The organism is Chromobacterium subtsugae (assembly GCF_001676875.1).
Lineage (GTDB): Bacteria > Pseudomonadota > Gammaproteobacteria > Burkholderiales > Chromobacteriaceae > Chromobacterium > Chromobacterium subtsugae.
On sequence record NZ_JYKA01000003.1, the window covers coordinates 97,665 to 114,253 of the forward strand.

At 68.5% G+C, this 16,589-nt stretch carries 11 protein-coding genes; 5 read left to right on the forward strand and 6 right to left on the reverse strand.

All coding sequences use genetic code 11. The features are described from left to right. Positions 1–85: 85 nt before the first annotated feature. Complete coding sequence (locus MY55_RS04505) at positions 86–5,263, forward strand: PAS domain S-box protein (RefSeq protein WP_167595284.1); 5,178 nt, start codon at positions 86–88, stop codon at positions 5,261–5,263. Between the two features lie 19 nt (positions 5,264–5,282). Here the strand turns inward: MY55_RS04505 and MY55_RS04510 are convergent, their stop codons facing one another. Both MY55_RS04510 and MY55_RS04515 read right to left on the reverse strand, forming a co-directional pair. Next, positions 5,283–7,586, reverse strand: a complete 2,304-nt coding sequence (locus tag MY55_RS04510; RefSeq protein ID WP_065202028.1) for an FdhF/YdeP family oxidoreductase — start codon at positions 7,584–7,586, stop codon at positions 5,283–5,285. A gap of 139 nt (positions 7,587–7,725) precedes the next feature. Next, positions 7,726–8,004, reverse strand: a complete 279-nt coding sequence (locus tag MY55_RS04515; RefSeq protein WP_065202029.1) for a hypothetical protein — start codon at positions 8,002–8,004, stop codon at positions 7,726–7,728. A 100-nt stretch (positions 8,005–8,104) separates the two neighbouring features. On the opposite strand from MY55_RS04515, the gene fdhD reads away from it, so the two are divergent. The 3 genes from fdhD to MY55_RS04530 are packed head-to-tail and all read left to right on the forward strand — an operon-like array spanning position 8,105 to position 10,664. Then, positions 8,105–8,917: a formate dehydrogenase accessory sulfurtransferase FdhD gene (gene fdhD / locus MY55_RS04520; protein WP_047244475.1), complete on the forward strand. Its 813-nt coding sequence runs from the start codon at positions 8,105–8,107 to the stop codon at positions 8,915–8,917. Between the two features lie 32 nt (positions 8,918–8,949). Continuing rightward, the gene (gene moaB / locus MY55_RS04525) at positions 8,950–9,468 is read left to right on the forward strand and encodes a molybdenum cofactor biosynthesis protein B (RefSeq protein ID WP_065202030.1); all 519 of its coding nucleotides are present in this window, start codon (positions 8,950–8,952) and stop codon (positions 9,466–9,468) included. Beyond that, on the forward strand, positions 9,468–10,664 hold the full coding sequence (locus MY55_RS04530) for a molybdopterin molybdotransferase MoeA (protein ID WP_065202031.1): 1,197 nt from the start codon (positions 9,468–9,470) through the stop codon (positions 10,662–10,664). The genes moaB and MY55_RS04530 overlap by 1 nt, the downstream gene beginning before the upstream one ends. Here the strand turns inward: MY55_RS04530 and mobA are convergent. Together mobA and MY55_RS23290 are read right to left on the reverse strand one after the other, a co-directional pair. Beyond that, positions 10,637–11,260 carry a molybdenum cofactor guanylyltransferase MobA gene (gene mobA, locus MY55_RS04535; protein ID WP_208856020.1) on the reverse strand — a complete coding sequence of 208 codons (624 nt, stop codon included), beginning with the start codon at positions 11,258–11,260 and terminating at the stop codon, positions 10,637–10,639. The two genes, MY55_RS04530 and mobA, sit on opposite strands and share 28 nt — an antisense overlap. After that, a complete protein-coding gene (locus tag MY55_RS23290; RefSeq protein WP_157889258.1) occupies positions 11,257–11,499 on the reverse strand; it encodes a hypothetical protein in 243 nt (80 codons plus the stop codon). Before MY55_RS23290 ends, mobA begins: the two co-directional genes overlap by 4 nt. Here MY55_RS23290 and MY55_RS04540 point away from each other — a divergent pair. Continuing rightward, positions 11,498–12,277 (forward strand): alpha/beta fold hydrolase, encoded by a 780-nt coding sequence (locus MY55_RS04540; protein WP_052257994.1) that lies wholly within the window; start codon positions 11,498–11,500, stop codon positions 12,275–12,277. The two genes, MY55_RS23290 and MY55_RS04540, sit on opposite strands and share 2 nt — an antisense overlap. A gap of 69 nt (positions 12,278–12,346) precedes the next feature. On the opposite strand, the gene MY55_RS04545 is transcribed toward MY55_RS04540, so the two are convergent. Then, entirely contained in the window at positions 12,347–15,412 is a 3,066-nt protein-coding gene (locus MY55_RS04545; protein ID WP_043573965.1) for an efflux RND transporter permease subunit, read from the reverse strand. 9 nt (positions 15,413–15,421) lie between these two features. Continuing rightward, positions 15,422–16,528 (reverse strand): efflux RND transporter periplasmic adaptor subunit, encoded by a 1,107-nt coding sequence (locus tag MY55_RS04550; protein ID WP_065202032.1) that lies wholly within the window; start codon positions 16,526–16,528, stop codon positions 15,422–15,424. Positions 16,529–16,589 lie beyond the last annotated feature (61 nt).

Here is a 16,589-nt window from a genome sequence, read left to right on the forward strand (position 1 = left end):
CGGGGAATCGGGCGCTCGGGCCAGCCATGGCCGTTCTTTTTTCGCATTGAGCTGGTCCTTGCTGGCCTTGCTGGCAGGGCTGGGATTGAGCGCCCTGGTATCCTGGCAATTGGCGCGCCAGAACGACGCCGATGTCCAACTGGCGGTGCGGAGCGCGACGCAGCGGATGGCCAGGCAGGTGGCGTACCGGGTGCTGCGCTATCAGTTCGGCCTGAAGGCGATGCGCGGGGTGGCCATGGCGGCGGGCGAGCGCGGCCTCAGCCGCGAACGTTTCCGCGATTACAGCGAGGGGCGCGACATCGCGGCCGAATTCCCTGGGGCGCAGGGCTTTGGTTACATCCTCAGGGTGCCTCTGCGGCAAAGCGCGGCGTTCGAGCGCCGGATGCGGCGCGAGGGCATGTCCGATTTCCGCATCTGGCAGTTGCAGCCGCATCAGGGCGAGCGCGATGTCGTGGCCTACATCCAGCCGGAGCTGGGCAATCTGCGCGCGGTCGGTCTGGACATTGCCTCGGAGCCCAATCGCCGCGCCACCGCGGAGCAGGCGCTGCGCAGCGGCCAGATGACGATGACTGCGCCGATCAAGCTGGTGCAGCGTTCGCTGGCCCAGGATCCGGCTTTTGTGGTTCTGCTTGCGGTCTATCGCGGCGGCGTGGTGCCCGCCACCGGCGCCGCCAGAATGGAGCAAGGCTACGGCTGGGTGAGCGTTCCCCTGCACATGAAAACCGTGATGGGAGGACTGGAGCAGGAGCAAGGCGGCGTGCGGGTGGAACTGAACGATGTCACCGACCCGGCCCGGCCGATCGCGGTGTACGCCAGCGCGGCGCCGGCCGGGCAAGCGCTGGCGAGCTATTCCGAATACCAGTTGGTGCTGGGGCGGCGCTGGCAGCTGACGCTGCGCGCATATCCTGGCTTCGCCGCCCGGCTGCAGCAGCCGCGGCCGGCGGCGGCCGGCCTGGCCGGCGCGTTTCTGAGCCTGCTCGGCGCGCTGTTGGCTTTCATCTGGCAGCGCAGCCACCAGCGGCGGATGCAGCTGGCGGCCACCCAGGCGCGGCTGGCCACCATCGTCGAGAACTCGGCCGACGCCATCATCGGCAAGACGCTGGCGGGCGTGATCACCGACTGGAACCGCAGCGCGGAGCGGATGCTGGGTTTTTCCGCCGCGGAAGCCATAGGCCGGCCGCTGGCGGGGCTGGTGGTGCCTCAGGAGCGGCAGTCCCAGGTGGAGGACATCCTGGCGCGGGTCGGCAGGGGCGAGCCGGTCGAGCATTTCGCAACCCGCTGGCGGCGCAAGGACGGCAGCCTGGTGGACGTGTCGGTTTCCATCTCGCCGGTGCGCGACGCCGCCGGCGAGGTGGCCGGAGCGTCCACCTCGGTGCGGGACATCAGCCGGCAAAAGCAGGTGGAGGCGCAGCTGCACAGCCTGAACAGCCACCTGGAGGAGCTGGTGGCCGAACGCGGCGCCGAGCTGGGCAAGGCCAGGCATACCCTGCGGACGGTGGTGGACGCGGTGCCGTCGCTGATCGGCTATTGGGACCGCGGCCAGATCAACCGGGTGGCGAACCGGGCTTACCTGGATTGGTTCGGGGTGGCCGCCGACAGCCTGCCGGGCCTGTCATTGCGCGAGTTGCTGGGAGCGGAGCTTTACCGCGCTAACCAGCCTTACATCGAGGCGGCGCTGCGCGGCGAACCGCAAACCTTCGAGCGGCGGATTCCCGGGCCGGACGGCCGGGTGCGCGACGCGCTGACCCACTATCTGCCGGATATCGTCGACGGCGAAGTGCAAGGTTTCTACGCGGTGGTGCACGACGTGTCCGAACTGGTGGAAAGCCGCGACCGCCAGGCGCGCGCGCGCCAGGAGGTGGACTTGCTGCTGAGCACCATCAATCGCCAACTCCTGTACTCGGTGACCGGCGCCGACGGCCGGCTGCTGGAGGTCAACGATCTGTTCTGCCGCAGCCACGGCTACGCGCGCGAGGCGCTGCTGGGCCGGGATCTGCAATGGCTGGACGGCGGCGGGCAGACGCCGGCGTTCTGGTCGGCGTTATCGGATGCGCTGCGCCGCGGCGAGGCCTGGCGCGGCGAAATGTGCAACCGCGCCAGCGACGGCGGCCTGCGCTGGCTGGACACCGTGATCGCGCCGCAGCTGGGCGCCGATGGCAGCCTGGGCCGCTGCGTGGCGTTGAGCATAGACACCACCGAGCGGCGGCGCGCCGACGCCGAGCTGGGCCGGGTCAATCGCCTGCTGAGCGATGTGCTGGGCGCGGCGTCGGAGATTTCCATCATCGCCACCGACGTCGACGGCGTCATCACCCTGTTCAACCGCGGCGCCGAGCGCATGCTGGGCTATCGCGCGGAGGAGCTGGTCGGCGTCAGCACGCCGGGACGCTTCCATCCGGCGGAGGAGATCGCCGCCCGCGGACGGGAGTTGAGCGAGCGTTACGGCCAGCCTATCGAAGGCTTCCGCATTTTCGTCCATGAATCGGAAATCCTGGGCGCTGATCATAGCCAATGGACCTATCTGCGCAAGGATGGCTCGCAACTGAAGATATCGCTGGTGGTGACCACCATGCGCGACGACGAGGGGCGGATCAACGGCTATCTGGGCATCGCCGTCGACATTACCGCCCAGCTGCAGCAGCAGCAGGAACTGACAGTGGCGCGCGACCAGCTGCAAATGGCGGCGGATGTCGCGCAGCTGGGCGTGTGGAGCTGGGTGCCGGCGGACGGCATGCTCAACTGGAACCACAGGATGTTCGAAATCCACGGCCTGGCGCCGCAACCGGAGCCGGCGCGGCAGGAACTGGAGTACCGGAGCTGGCTGGAGCGGCTCCATCCCGACGACGCGCGGCGGATGGAGGCAGGCATGATGGCGGCGGCGGCGGAAGGCGGGGCCTATGACGCCGCCTTCCGCGTGGTGCGTCCTAACGGCGAGGTGCGCCAGTTGCAGGCCGGCGCGCGGATCGAGCGCGACGGCGACGGGCGCGCGCTGCGCTTCACCGGCATTTGCGAGGACGTCACCGAGCGCCAGGCCTACGAAGCCACCTTGCTGGAGGCCAAGCGGCAGGCGGAGCAGGCCAGCATCGCCAAAGGCCAGTTCCTGGCCAATATGAGCCATGAGATCCGCACGCCGATGAACGCGGTGCTGGGTCTGCTGCAGCTGCTGCAGCGCACGGGGCTGGACGGGCGCCAGCGCGACTACGTCGAAAAAACCCAGGCGGCGGCCCGCTCTTTGCTGGGCCTGCTCAACGACATCCTCGATTTCTCCAAGATCGACGCCGGCAAGCTGCAGCTGGACCCGCACCCCTTCGACCTGGAAAGCCTGATGCGCGATCTGGCGGTGGTGCTGTCGGGCAATCACGGCGACCGCAATGTGGAAGTGCTGTTCCGGATGGATCCGACCCTGCCTTCCATGCTGTATGGCGACCGGCTGCGCCTGCAGCAGATCCTGATCAACCTGGCCGGCAACGCGCTGAAGTTCACCGTGGCGGGACAGGTGGTGGTCAGCCTGTCGGCGACGCGGCGCGGCGAGCGCGACGTCGTGCTGCGGTTCGAGATTCTGGACAGCGGCATCGGCATCAGCGCCGAGCAATTGAACCGCATTTTCGAAGGCTTCTCCCAGGCGGAAGCCTCCACCTCCCGACGGTTCGGCGGCACCGGGCTGGGCTTGGTGATCAGCAAGGGGCTGATCGAGCTGATGGGCGGCCGCCTGCAGGTGGAGAGCCGGCCCGGCGAGGGCAGCCGCTTCTGGTTCGAGCTGGCCTTCGGCTTGAGCGGGGGCGCGGCGCTGGCGGCCAGTTGGCCGGGGGATGGCCTGCGGGTGCTGGTGGTGGACGACAATGCGCTGGCCGGGGAGATCCTGCTCGACACCTTGTCCTTGGTGGGCTGGCATGCCGATTACGCCAATGGCGGCGAAGAGGCGATAGCGTTGGCGCGCGCGGCCATCGCCGGCGGCTGGCGCTACGACGTGGTGTTGATGGACTGGCGCATGCCGGGGCTGGACGGCGTGGAAACGGCCAGGCGCATGCGGCAGCAGGCCGCGCCCAACCATTCGCCGGTGATCGTGATGGTCACAGCCTTCGGCCGCGAGGTGCTGGCGGGCATCGCCCAGCAGCCGCAGGCACCGTTCTGCGACGTGCTGACCAAGCCGGTGACGCCGCAGCAGCTGGTGGACGCCATTCGCCGCGCGGTGGCGGGCGCGGATAACGATTTGTGCGAGGCGATGCCGCCGGCCGCGCCGAGGCGGCTGGCCGGGTTGCGCCTGCTGCTGGTGGAGGACAACGCCTTGAATCGGCAGGTCGCGATGGAATTGCTGCGCGACGAAGGCGCCGAGGTCGCGCTGGCGGAGGGAGGCCTGCAGGGGGTGGCGCTGGCCAGCGCCGCCGATCCGCTTTACGACGTGGTGATCATGGACGTGCAGATGCCCGATATCGACGGCCTGGAGGCGACGCGCCGCCTGCGCGCCGATCCGCGCTGCCAGGCGCTGCCGATACTGGCGATGACGGCCAACGCCTCCCGGGCCGACCGCGACGAATGCCTGGCCGCCGGCATGGACGACCATGTCGGCAAGCCGATAGACATAGACGAACTGGTGGCCAAGCTGCAGGCGCTGGCCGGCTGGCAGGCGCGTAATACGCAGATGACCGGCGGGGAAGGCGAAGACGGCGGGAGCGACGATGGGCCGGCGATAGAGGCGCTGCCTTCGCGGCTGCGCCGCTTCGGCAACAAGCTCAAGGTATACCGCGCGGCGCTGGCGACTTTCCGTCCGGAGTGCGAAAGGCTGCTGGCTGATATGGAGCGGCAGGTGGACAAAGGCGCCTGGCCCGGCTTGCTGGTCAGCCTGCATGCGCTCAAGGGCGTGGCGGCGACCATGGGAGCGACGGCGCTGAATCGGCAGGCGCAGGAGCTGTCGCGGCTGGTGAAGGCCGGCAATCCGGGGCGGCTGGCGGCAACGGCGCTGGCCGACCGGCTGCGCGAACTGGAGCGGCTGGCCGACAGCAGCGCCGGCCAGCTGGCGGCGTCGCTGCCGGCCGAAGCGCGGAGCGCGCCGGCGTCCGGCGCGCTCGCGCTGGAGCGGGACCGGCTGCGGGATGTGCTGGCGCTGCTGGAAGACCACAATCTGGCGGTGATAGACCTGATCGAAGAATTGCTGGCGTTGGAGCTGGGCGACAGCGAGGCGCGGGTGCGCCAGGCGGCCGCCTGCGTGCAGCGCCTGCAGTTCGGCGACGCGATAGCGATCGTCCGCGGCCTGGTGGCGGCCGGCTGAGGGCCGGTCGCGCGGGCGCTCAGCCGGCGGCGCGGCGCAGGAGCACCGGCACCGATTTGGAGGTGGGGGTGTTGGAGACGTCGGCCACGCTGTCTAGCGGGATCAGCGGATTGGTTTCCGGGAAGTAGGCGCCCAGGCAGCCGCGCGGAATATCGTATTCCACCAGCAGGAAACCGTCGGCGCGGCGCTCCACGTCGTCGTCCCAGACTGTGAACAGGTCCACCCGCTCGCCGGCGGAAAAACCCAGCCGCGCCAGGTCGTCGCGGTGGATGAACAGCACCCGGCGCTGGCCGTAGACGCCGCGGTAGCGGTCGTCCATCGCGTAGATGGTGGTGTTGTACTGGTCGTGCGAACGCGCGGTCATCAGCACCATCAGTTGGTCGCCGTGGCGGGCGCGGGCGCGCTGGATGGGGGTGTCGCGCTCCAGCGCGTGGACGATGAACTGCGCCTTGCCGGCCGGGGTCAGCCAGCGCCGCTCGCGCGAGGCGGGCGTGAGGTGGAAGCCGCCCGGCTTCGCCACGCGGGCGTTGAAGTCGCGGAAGGCGTCCAGCACCTTGGCGATCTCGTCGCGGATTTTGGCGTAGTCGTCGACGAAGCTCAGCCAGTCCACTTTGCCGCCGCCCAGCGTCGCCTGCGCGATGCCGGCGACGATGGCGGTTTCGGAGCGCAGTTCGCGCGAGGCCGGCGGGTTGATGCCGTAGGACAGATGCACCATGCACATCGAGTCCTCCACCGTCACGCCCTGCGGGCCGCTTTTCTGCAGGTCTATCTCGGTGCGGCCCAGCGTCGGCAGGATCAGCGCGTCCTTGCCGTGGATCAGGTGGCTGCGGTTGAGCTTGGTGGAGATCTGCACCGTCAGCGCGCAGTTGCGCAGCGCGGCGAAGGTGAGCGGGGTGTCCGGCGTGGCCATCGCGAAATTGCCGCCCAGGCCGACGAATACCTTCACCCGTCCGTCGCGCATCGCGGCGATGGTGTCGACGGCGTCCAGGCCGTGATGGCGCGGCGGCTCAAAGCCGTAGACGTCGCGCAGCCGGTCGAGGAAGGCCGGGGTTGGCTTGTCCTCGATGCCGACGGTGCGGTCGCCCTGCACGTTGGAGTGGCCGCGCACCGGGCATAGGCCGGCGCCGCGCTTGCCGATATTGCCGCGCATCATCATCAGGTTGGACAGCATCTGTATCGCCGCCACCGAATTCTTGTGCTGGGTCAGCCCCATGCCCCAAGTGGCGATCACCGCCTTGCCGCGCGCGTACAGCCGGGCCAGCGCGTCGATGTCGCTCCAGGGCACGCCGGAATCGGCCGCCAGCGCCGGCCAGCTTTCGGCGCGCAAGTCGGCGGCGAAGGCGTCGAAGCCGCTGCAATGCTCGGCGAGGAAGCCGGCATCCAGCACCCGCTCGCCGCCGGCGGCCACGGCCTCGTCGTCCAGCTCCAGCACCCGCTTGGCCACGCCCTTGATCAGCGCGAAGTCGCCGCCCAGGGTCGGGCGGATGAACATCGAGCTGATGGCGACGCCGCCGCCCACCATGTCCAGCGGATGCTGCGGGCTGGCGAAGCGCTCCAGGCCGCGTTCCTTCAGCGGGTTGATGGAGACGATGGCCGCGCCGCGCTTCGCGCATTCGCGCAGCTCGTTCAGCATGCGAGGATGGTTGGTGGCCGGGTTCTGGCCGAATACCAGGATGGTGTCGGCGTGCTCGAAATCGTCGAGGATCACCGTGGCCTTGCCCACACCCACCGTGGCCGGCAAGGCGCGGCTGGTGGATTCATGGCACAGGTTGGAGCAGTCCGGAAAATTATTGGTGCCGAACATGCGCACGAACAGCTGGAACAGGTAGGCGGTTTCGTTGCTGGTGCGGCCGGAGGTGTAGAACGAGGCCTGGTTGGGGTCCGGCAGCGCCCGCAGGTGGCGCGCCGTCAGCGCGAAGGCGTCGTCCCAGGAGATGGGCAGGTAGCGGTCGCTGGCGGCGTCGTAGGCCAGTGGTTCGGTCAGCCGGCCATGCTGCTCCAGTTCGTAGTCCGACTGTTCCAGCAGCGCCGTCACCGTGTGGCGGGCGAAGAAGTCGGCGCCTATCCTCTTGCCGGTGGCTTCCGCCGCCACCGCCTTGACGCCGTTTTCGCAGAATTCGAAGGTGGAGGTGTGTTCGCGGTCGGGCCAGGCGCAGCCCGGGCAGTCGAAGCCGTCGGGCTGGTTCTGATGGAACAGCGTCTTGTAGCGGCTGCCCGGCACCTTTTCCTTGACCAGGGCGACGGTGGTGCTTTTCAGCGAACCGAGGCCGCCGGCCGGCGGCGCGTAGGGTTCGATTCGTCCCTTGGTCTTGGAATGGTCCATGCTGAAACAGGCTCCTGCGGCGGGTGGGTTAAGGGCGGGGCGGCGCCCCGCGTCGGGATGCAAGGATAAAGCATGCGGCCGCTTTGGTGGGAGTTTCCGGCGCGGCGGCTGGCGCCCCGTTCGGCAGGGGGGGATAATGTCAGCCTTCGTCGCCGGGCTCGAACAGCTGGCGGCACAAGGCCAGGCCGTCGTCGCTGAGCCAGGCGCGGCCGCGGCCGTCGGCGTACAGCTCGATGGCGGCCAGCTCCAGTTCGGCGAGCAAGGTCAGGCTGCGCCGCAGCGTGCTCATGCGCAGGCCGGACTGTTTGCACAGCCGCGGCAGCGACCAGGCCGGCCCGCCGGATTGGGCGGCGCGCCATAGCTGCGCCAGCAGGGCGGCGATGGCGGGGTCGAGCTGATCGGACGAGGGCTGGGTCATGGTTCGTCGGTCGGAGGTGGCAGGCGGTGTAGTGTAGGCGGATTGCGGCGCGGCGGAAATGCCGGCGCGCGCCGGTGGCGGGATGGCGGGAGAGGGCGATATGCGGGAGCAGCCAATGGGCGAGGGCGACGGTTTCATTCAATGCGCGGTGACGCGCCATCAGGAAGACGGCGGGCAGCGCGCCGACGCGGACCGGGTGGCGGAGGAAACGCCGGTGGCGCTGGTGTTCAACGGCATTTCCCACGCGGTGATGATGGCCACGCCATGCGACCTGGAGGCGCTGGCGGTGGGCTTCGCGCTGACCGAGGGCATCGTGGCGCGGCGCGGCGAGATCTTCGACGTCGAGGCCGAGTTTTTCGCCAGCGGCGCCGAGGTGAGGCTGGAGATCGCCCAGCCGGCTTTTTTGGGTTTGAAGGAGAGGCGGCGCTCGCTGGAAGGCCGCAGCGGCTGCGGCGTCTGCGGCATCGAGAGCCTGGCCTTGCTCGACCTGGCGCCGACGCCGATCGCCGCGGCGCGGCGGATAATCGCCCGCGCCGACATCATCGCCCGCGCCGCGCGCGAGTTGCCCGAGCATCAGCGGCTGATGCGCGCCACCGGCGGCGTGCACGCGGCGGCCTGGTGCGGGCCGGACGGCGCGGTGCTGCGGGCGTTCGAGGATGTGGGCCGCCATAATGCGATGGACAAGCTGATCGGCCATCTGGCGCTGCAGGGCGCGGCGCTGGATGAGGGCTTCGTGTTCATGTCCAGCCGCGCCAGCTACGAGTTGGCGCGCAAGGCGGCCAGGATGGGCATTCCGCTGTTGGCCACCATTTCCGCGCCCACCTCGCTGGCGGTGGACATCGCGCGCCAGGCCGGAATGTCGCTGGCCAGCTTCTGCCGCAAGAACGGCTTTGTCGAATACACCGCGGGCTGAGGTCCGGAGGCACTTACAGAAAGGTCATCGAAATGCATGACGAACAAGCGGTTTCGCTGCGCTGCGCGGTGCTGACCATCAGCGACCGCCGCACCCTGGACAACGACGGCGCCGGCGACCTGCTGGCGGAAAAACTGAGCCAGGACGGCCATGTCTGCGCCCGGCGCGGCATCGTCGCCGACAATATCTACCAGATCCGCCGCGTGCTCAGCGAATGGATAGCCGAGGACGAGGTGCAGGTGATCCTCACCAGCGGCGGCACCGGCTTCTCGCCGCGCAACTCGGCGCCGGAGGCGGTGCTGCCGCTGCTGGACAAGGAGATAGACGGCTTCGGCGAGCTGTACCGCCATTTCTCGCTGGCGCAGGTCGGCAGTTCGGCGCTGCAGTCGCGCGCGCTGGCCGGTTTCGCCAACCGCACGCTGATCTTCTGCCTGCCGGGGGCGGAGCGGGCGTGCGAGCTGGCCTGGGACAAGATACTGCGCGAGCAGCTGGACAGCCGCCACCAGCCCTGCAATTTCGCCAGCGCCTTCCGCGTCAAGGAGGAGAGCTGATGTTGGCATTCGAGGATGCCCAGCGCTACCTGGCCGATTACGCGCCGCCGTTGACGGGGACCGAAACCGTGCGATTGGACGAAGCGGCGGGCCGGGTGCTGGCACGGACGCTGACGGCGGCGCTGGACATGCCGCCGGCCGACAACAGCGCGATGGACGGCTACGCATTGCGTTGCGCCGACGCCGCGCCGGGCGTGGCGCTGCCGGTGCAGCAGCGTTGCTATGCCGGCCAGGCGCCAGAGGCCTTGCTGCCCGGCCAGGCTATCCGCTTGTTCACCGGCAGCCTGCTGCCGGACGGCGCCGACGCGGTGGCGATGCAGGAGGACGCGGAAGAGGCCGACGGCATGGTGACGATCAGCCGCCCGCCGCTGCCGGGCCAGCATATCCGCCGCCGCGGCGAGGATGTGGCGGCGGGCGCGATCCTGCTGGAGGCCGGCTGCGTGCTGGGGCCCGGCCATATCGCCTTGCTGGCGTCGCAAGGGATGGCCGAAGTCCCGGTGTTCCCGCGCCTGAAGGTGGGCATCCTGACTTCAGGCGACGAGCTGGTCGCGCCGGGCGAGGCGCGCGCGCCGCAGCAGATCTACAACAGCAACGGCGCGATGCTGGCGGCGCTGGCGGCCGGCATGGGCGCGCGGGTGGCGGCGCGGCGGCATGCCCGCGACGTCGAGGACGAGCTGCGCCAGGCCTTCGTCGAGCTGGCGCGCGAATGCGACCTGGTGCTGAGCGTCGGCGGGGTGTCGGTGGGCGAGCGCGACCTGGTCAAGCCGGTGCTGGCCGGATTGGGGGCGGAGCTGGATTTATGGAAGGTGAGGATGAAGCCCGGCAAGCCGGTGGCGCTGGCCCGGCTGGGCGCGACGCCGGTGGTGTGCCTGCCCGGCAACCCGGTTTCGGCCTACGTGGTGTTCGCCTTGCTGGTGACGCCGTTGATGCGGCGGATGCAGGGGCGCGGCGAATGCTTCCCGCCGGTGGGCCAATTGCCCCTGGCCAGCGGCGCGCAGCGCAAGGACTGCGGCCGAGAGGACTTCCTGCGGGTGCGGCTGGAAAGCGACGCGCGGCTGCATCCGCATGGCCGCCAGGCCGCCGGCATTATCAGCGCGCTGCCGGGATCGTCGGGCTTGGCCAGGCTGCCGGCGGACCGGCAACTGGCCGATGGCGACAGGGTCGCCTATTACGACTGGCGCCACTGGCTGGCGTAGGCTTCCGCCGCGGCCAGATCGTCCGGGGTATTGAGATTGCGAAAGGCCTCGGGCGCGTCGTCGAAATCTATCTGCAGCGCGCCGACGCGGGCCTGCCATTCCCTGACCTTGCGGCCGTCGGCGCGCAGATAGGCGCGCAGATCCTCCAGCAGCTCCACCGACAAAGCCATGCAGGCCGGGTGCTGCCGGCCGGCGCAGCTGGCCGCGCTCAGACTGGCCTCCCCGCGCAGCAGCGGCGCCAGCAGCCGCGAGGCCAGGTCGGCGGGCAGGAAAGGCAGGTCGCAGGGAACCGCCACCAGCCAGGGGGCCGCGCAAGCCGCCAAGCCGGCTTCCAGGCCGGCCAACGGCCCGCAGCCGGCGAACTCCGGCGCGTCCGGCAGCGCGCGGGCCAGCGCGGCATAGCGTTCCAGGTTGCGGTTGGCGCTGATCAGCAACTCTCCGTTTGCCAATTGCGGCCGCAGCCGCGCCAGCGTCAGCTCGACCAGCGGCGCGCCGACCAGTTCCAGCCAGCCCTTGTCCTGCCCGCCCATCCGCATGCCCTGGCCGCCGGCCAGAATCAGGCCGCTGACGCGGCGCGCTTCCATGGTCTGTTTCATTTTTTCGCTTTGCTTGCCGCGCCTGCGGCAGATTTCGGGCTGCGCCGCCGGCCGGGCGATGCAGCAGCGCGGGCCAGCGTCATGACTGCCCCGTCCGGGAATGCGATTTTGGCGGAGCATGGCGCAATGATTGAGTCATTTGGAATAATTTGGCGGCCGGTGCGTGTGGTAATGGCATGTTGGCTGCTGCGCGCCTTCTCCGCGCCGGCCAGCTTGGTTCTGGCAAAGGGGTTTCGCATGAGCATCACCATTCAGGCGGCCGGCGCTTCGGTCAATTATACCTGCAGCGGCGTTGGCCGGCCTTTGGTTCTGTTGCACGGCACCAGCGTCGATGCGCAGGGCAATTTCGGCCAAGTGGCGGAACGTTTCGCCGACCACTGCCAGGTGGTCATGCCCAATTACGGCGGTTGCGGCGGCTCCACTCTGCCGGACGGCGAACTGACGTTGGACATTTTGGTAGAGCAGGTCGCGGCGGTGATCCGCCATGCTGCGGACGAGCCGGTCGATCTGTTGGGCGATTCGCTGGGCGCGGTGGTGGCGGCCGCCGTCGCGGCGCGGCACCCGGACCGGGTGCGGCGCCTGATCCTGGTGGCCGGCTGGGCGGACAGCGGCGATGCCCGCCACCAGATGGTGTTTGAAGGCTGGCGGCGGCTTCTGGCGGCGGACGCCGAGCTTTGCAACCGCTATGCCTTCGCGCTCGCGGTCAGCCCGGCCGCGCTGACCCGGTTTGGCGGCGACAGCATCGACGCCTTGCTGCGCCAGCCCATGCCGCCCGACACGGCGCGCCGTGTCGAACTGGGCCTGCGCATCGATATCCGCCAAGCGGCGCGGACGATCGCGGCGCCGACGCTGGTGGTGGCGTGCCGCCAGGATTACCTGGTGCCGCCTTACCAGACGCGTGGGCTGCATCAGCTGATCCCGGGCAGCCGCTGCGTCGAAATCGACAGCGGCCACGCCGCTTTTCTGGAGCGGCCGGATGAACTGGTGGCGTTGGTGCGCGAATTCTGTCTGGCCTAGCCCGGTGGCGGCGCAAATGAAAACGGGCGGCTCCCAAAGGAGCCGCCCGGCGCGAATGGCGCGGCTGGCTTAGCGCGGCTGGTTTTCCAGCGCGGCGTCGCCGGCGGTTTCCACGGCGGTTTCGCGTTTGGAGGCCAGGAACATATACATCGCCGGCACCACGAACAGCGTGAACAGCGTGCCGATGGACAGGCCGGTGAAGATCACCAGGCCCATCGCGTAGCGGCCGGCGGCGCCGGCACCGGAGGCGATCACCAGCGGAATCACGCCGAACACCATCGCGGCGGTGGTCATCAGGATCGGGCGCAGCCGGATGGCGGCAGCCTGCTCGATGGCGTCCTGCTTGGACAAGCCGGTCTTGCGCAGCTCGTTGGCCACTTCCACGATCAGGATGCCGTGCTTGCTGATCAGGCCCATCAGCGTCACCAGCCCCACCTCGGTGTAGATGTTGAGCGAGGAGAAACCGAGGAAGATGAAGATCATCGCGCCGAACAGCGCCAGCGGCACCGACACCAGGATCACCACCGGGTCGCGGAAGCTTTCGAACAGCGCCGCCAGCGCCAGGAACACGATGATCACCGCGAACATCATCGTCACCAGGAAGCCGCCGGACTCCTGCATGAACTGGCGCGACTGGCCGGAGTAGTCGACGGTGTAACCGCTGGGCGCGACCTGCTGCACGGTATCGCGCATGAACTGCAGCACTTCGCCCTGCGACACGCCGGCCACGCCGGAGATGGTCACCGAATTGAGCTGCTGGAAGCGGGTGATCGACTCCGGCACCACGTCGTATTTCAGCTTGGCCACGGTGCCCACCGGGATCACGCCGCTGTTCGGCGTCTTGATGTAGTAATCCAGCAGCTGGGATGGATTCAGCCGGTCGGTTTGCAGCACCTGCGGAATCACCTTGTAGGAGCGGCCGTCGATCGAGAAGTAGTTGACGTAGCCGCCGCCCAGCGCCGCAGACAGCGAGTTGCCGACGTCCTGTTGGGTCAGGCCCAGCGCGGTGATCTTGTCGCGGTCCACTACCACCGTCGCCTGCGGCTTGTCGATTTTCAGGTCGGCGTCGACGAAGTAGAACTTGCCGGAGGCGCGCGCCTTGTCCATCACCTGCTGCGCCACCTGGTTCAGGTTCTCGAACGGCTCGGTGGTGGTGATGACGAACTGCACCGGCAGGCCGGACGCGCCGGGCAGGGCGGGGAACTGGAAGGCCGCCACGCGCGCGCCGGCGATCTTGTTCCAGCGCGCCTGCAGGTCCAGCTGGATTTCATGCGCGCTGCGCTTGCGCTGGTCCCATTCCTTGAACAGCACGCCGCCGATGCCGGCGTTGGTGGTGGGCACGCCGGTGATCTGGAACATCTGCTTGTATTCCGGCATGCTCTTGCCCACCTGGAACACTTGGTCGGCGTAGGCCTGCATCTGGTCGGCGGTGGCGGTGGGCGCGCCCACCACCTGCGACAGCACGATGCCCTGGTCCTCTTCCGGCGCCAGCTCCGACTTCGACATCTTGAACATCAGGCCCAAGAGCGCGATCAGGATCACGCCCATCACGATCAGCACCGGCCAGGTCTGCAGCAGGCTGCGCAGGATGCGCTGGTAGCGGTGGCGCACGCGTTCGAAGGTGCGGTCGATGGCGTGGACGAAGGGGCTGTTGTCCATGTCCGACTTGAAGAAGCGCGAACACATCATCGGCGACAGCGTCAGCGCCACCACGCCGGACACGGTGACCGAGGCGGCCAGCGTGAAGGCGAATTCGGTGAACAGCGCGCCGGTCAGGCCGCCCTGGAAGCCGATCGGCACGTACACCGCCACCAGCACCACCGTCATCGCCAGAATCGGGCCGCCCAGCTCGCGCGCGGCGATGATGGCGGCTTCGAGCGGCGTCTTGCCCTCGCGCATGTGGCGGTCGACGTTTTCCACCACGATGATGGCGTCGTCCACCACCAGGCCGATGGCCAGCACCAGCGCCAGCAGCGTCAGCAGGTTGATCGAGTAGCCCAGCATCAGCATGATGAAGAAGGTGCCGATCAGCGACAGCGGCATCGCGATCACCGGCACCACCACCGCGCGGAAGCTGCCGAGGAACAGGAAGATCACCACGGTCACGATCACCAGCGCCTCCAGCAGCGTCTTCACCACCTCGTGGATGGAGGTGTTGATGAAGTCGGTGGAGTCGTAGACGATCTGGCCGGTCAGGCCGGTGGGCAGCTGCTGCTGGATGGACGGGAACACCGTGCGCACGCGTTCGGCCACATCCAGGATGTTGGCCTCCGGCGCCACCTTGATGCCGATGAACACCGAGCGCACGCCGCTGAACGCGACGTTGAAGTCATAGTTTTCCGAACCCAGCGTCACGGTGGCCACGTCTTCCAGCCGCACGATGGCGTCGCCGTTGCGCTTGACCGCCAGCTGCTTGAATTCGTCGACCGAGTGCAGGTCGGTGGCGGCGGTCAGCGGGATGGTCACCATCTGGCCCTTGCTGGCGCCCAGCGCGGTCAGCGTGTTGTTGTTGGCCAGGGCGGCGCTGACGTCGGCCGCGGTGACGCCGTGCGCCGCCATCTTGGCCGAATCCAGCCAGGCGCGCAGCGCGAACTGGCGCGCGCCCAGGATTTCCGCCGTCTGAACCCCCGGCACCGAGTCCAGCTTGGGCTTGACCACCCGCACCAGGTAGTCGGTGACGTTGTTGGTCGGAAGCGTGTCGCTGTAGAAGCCCATGTACATCGCGTCGGTGGTCTGGCCGGTCTGCACCGTCAGCACCGGCTGCTGCGCTTGGGCCGGCAGCTGGTTCTTCACCGAGTTGACCTGGGTGTTGATCTCGGTCAGCGCGCGGTTTGCGTCATAGTTCAGCCGCAGCGTGGCGGTGATGGTGGACACGCCGCTGGTGCTGGTGGACGACAGGTAGTCTATGCCCTGCGCCTGGGCGATGGCGGATTCCAGCGGCTGGGTGATGAAGCCGGCCACGGTCTTGGCGTCGGCGCCGTAATAGGCGGTGGAGATGGTCACCACCGCGTTTTGCGTGCGCGGATACTGGTTGACCGGCAGGCCGAACAACGAGCGCAGGCCCAGCACCACGATGAGCAGGCTCACCGTGGTGGCCAGCACCGGCCGTCGGATGAAGATATCGGTAAAGTTCATGGCGCGGCCTCAGTGTTCTTGCGGCGTCGGGTTCGGGCTATCGGCCGGCTGCACCGAATTGTTGACGGCGATCGGCGTGCCGGTCTTCAGTTTCAGCTGGCCGCTGGTCACCACTTCCTGGCCTTCCTTCAGGCCGGAGAGGATGGCCACCTGGTCGCCGCGGGTGTCGCCGGTGGTGACGAAGGCCTGCTGCGCCTCGGGGCCGTTCTTGCCGGCCTTGACGATGAACACCGTCGAACCGTACGGGTTGTAGGTGATCGCGGTCTGCGGCAGCGTCAGGTGCTTCTGCTTGCTGCCCACGTCTATGGTGGTGTTGGCGAACATGCCCGGCAGCAGCTTGCGCTTGGGGTTGGCGATGGTGGCCTCCACCTGCACGTTGCGGGTGGCCGGGTCGATCTTGGGGCTGATGGCGTTGATCTTGCCGTGGAACAGCTCGTTGCCGAAGGCATCGCTCTTCAGCGACACGCTCTGGCCGATCCGCACTTGGCCGATCTGGCGCTGCGGCAGGTTGAAGTCGACATAGACCGGGTCTATGGTCTGCAGGGTGACGATCTTGTCGCCGGGGTTGAGGAACTGGCCCGGGTTGACGGTGGTGATGCCCAGCCGGCCGGCGAACGGCGCGCGGATGGTCTTTTTCGCCACCAGCGCCGCCTGTTGCGCCACCAGGGCCTTCTTGCTCTTCAAATCGGCCTCGTCGGCGTCCACCTGGGCCTGGCTGACGCCCTGCACCGCCAACTGGGCGCGGTCGCGCTTCAGCGTGGTGGCGGACAGCTCGGCCGCCGCCTGCAGCGAGCGCAGCTGCGCGACGTCAGCGTCGGCGTTCAGCTGCACCAGCACCTCGCCGGCCCTGACGTCCTGGCCGGACTTGAAGGCGATCTCGCGCACCTGGCCGGCCACTTCGCTGCTGATGTCCACGCCGTGGACGGCGGTGAGGGTGCCCACCGAGCCCAGTTGCGGCTGCCATTCCTGAGTTTTGGCGATGGTGGTGGACACCGTCTGCGGCCCGGGCTTGGGCGAGCTGGCGATCAGTTTCTGGATGTGGAGGAAAAAGCCCACGCCCAGCGCCGCTACCAGCAGCACTACGCAGCCCAGCATGATCAACATTCGCTTGGTCATGATTCGTTTTCTCTATATGGCAATTCGGATTGTGTTGGCGCAGGCCGCCGCGGTTGCGCCG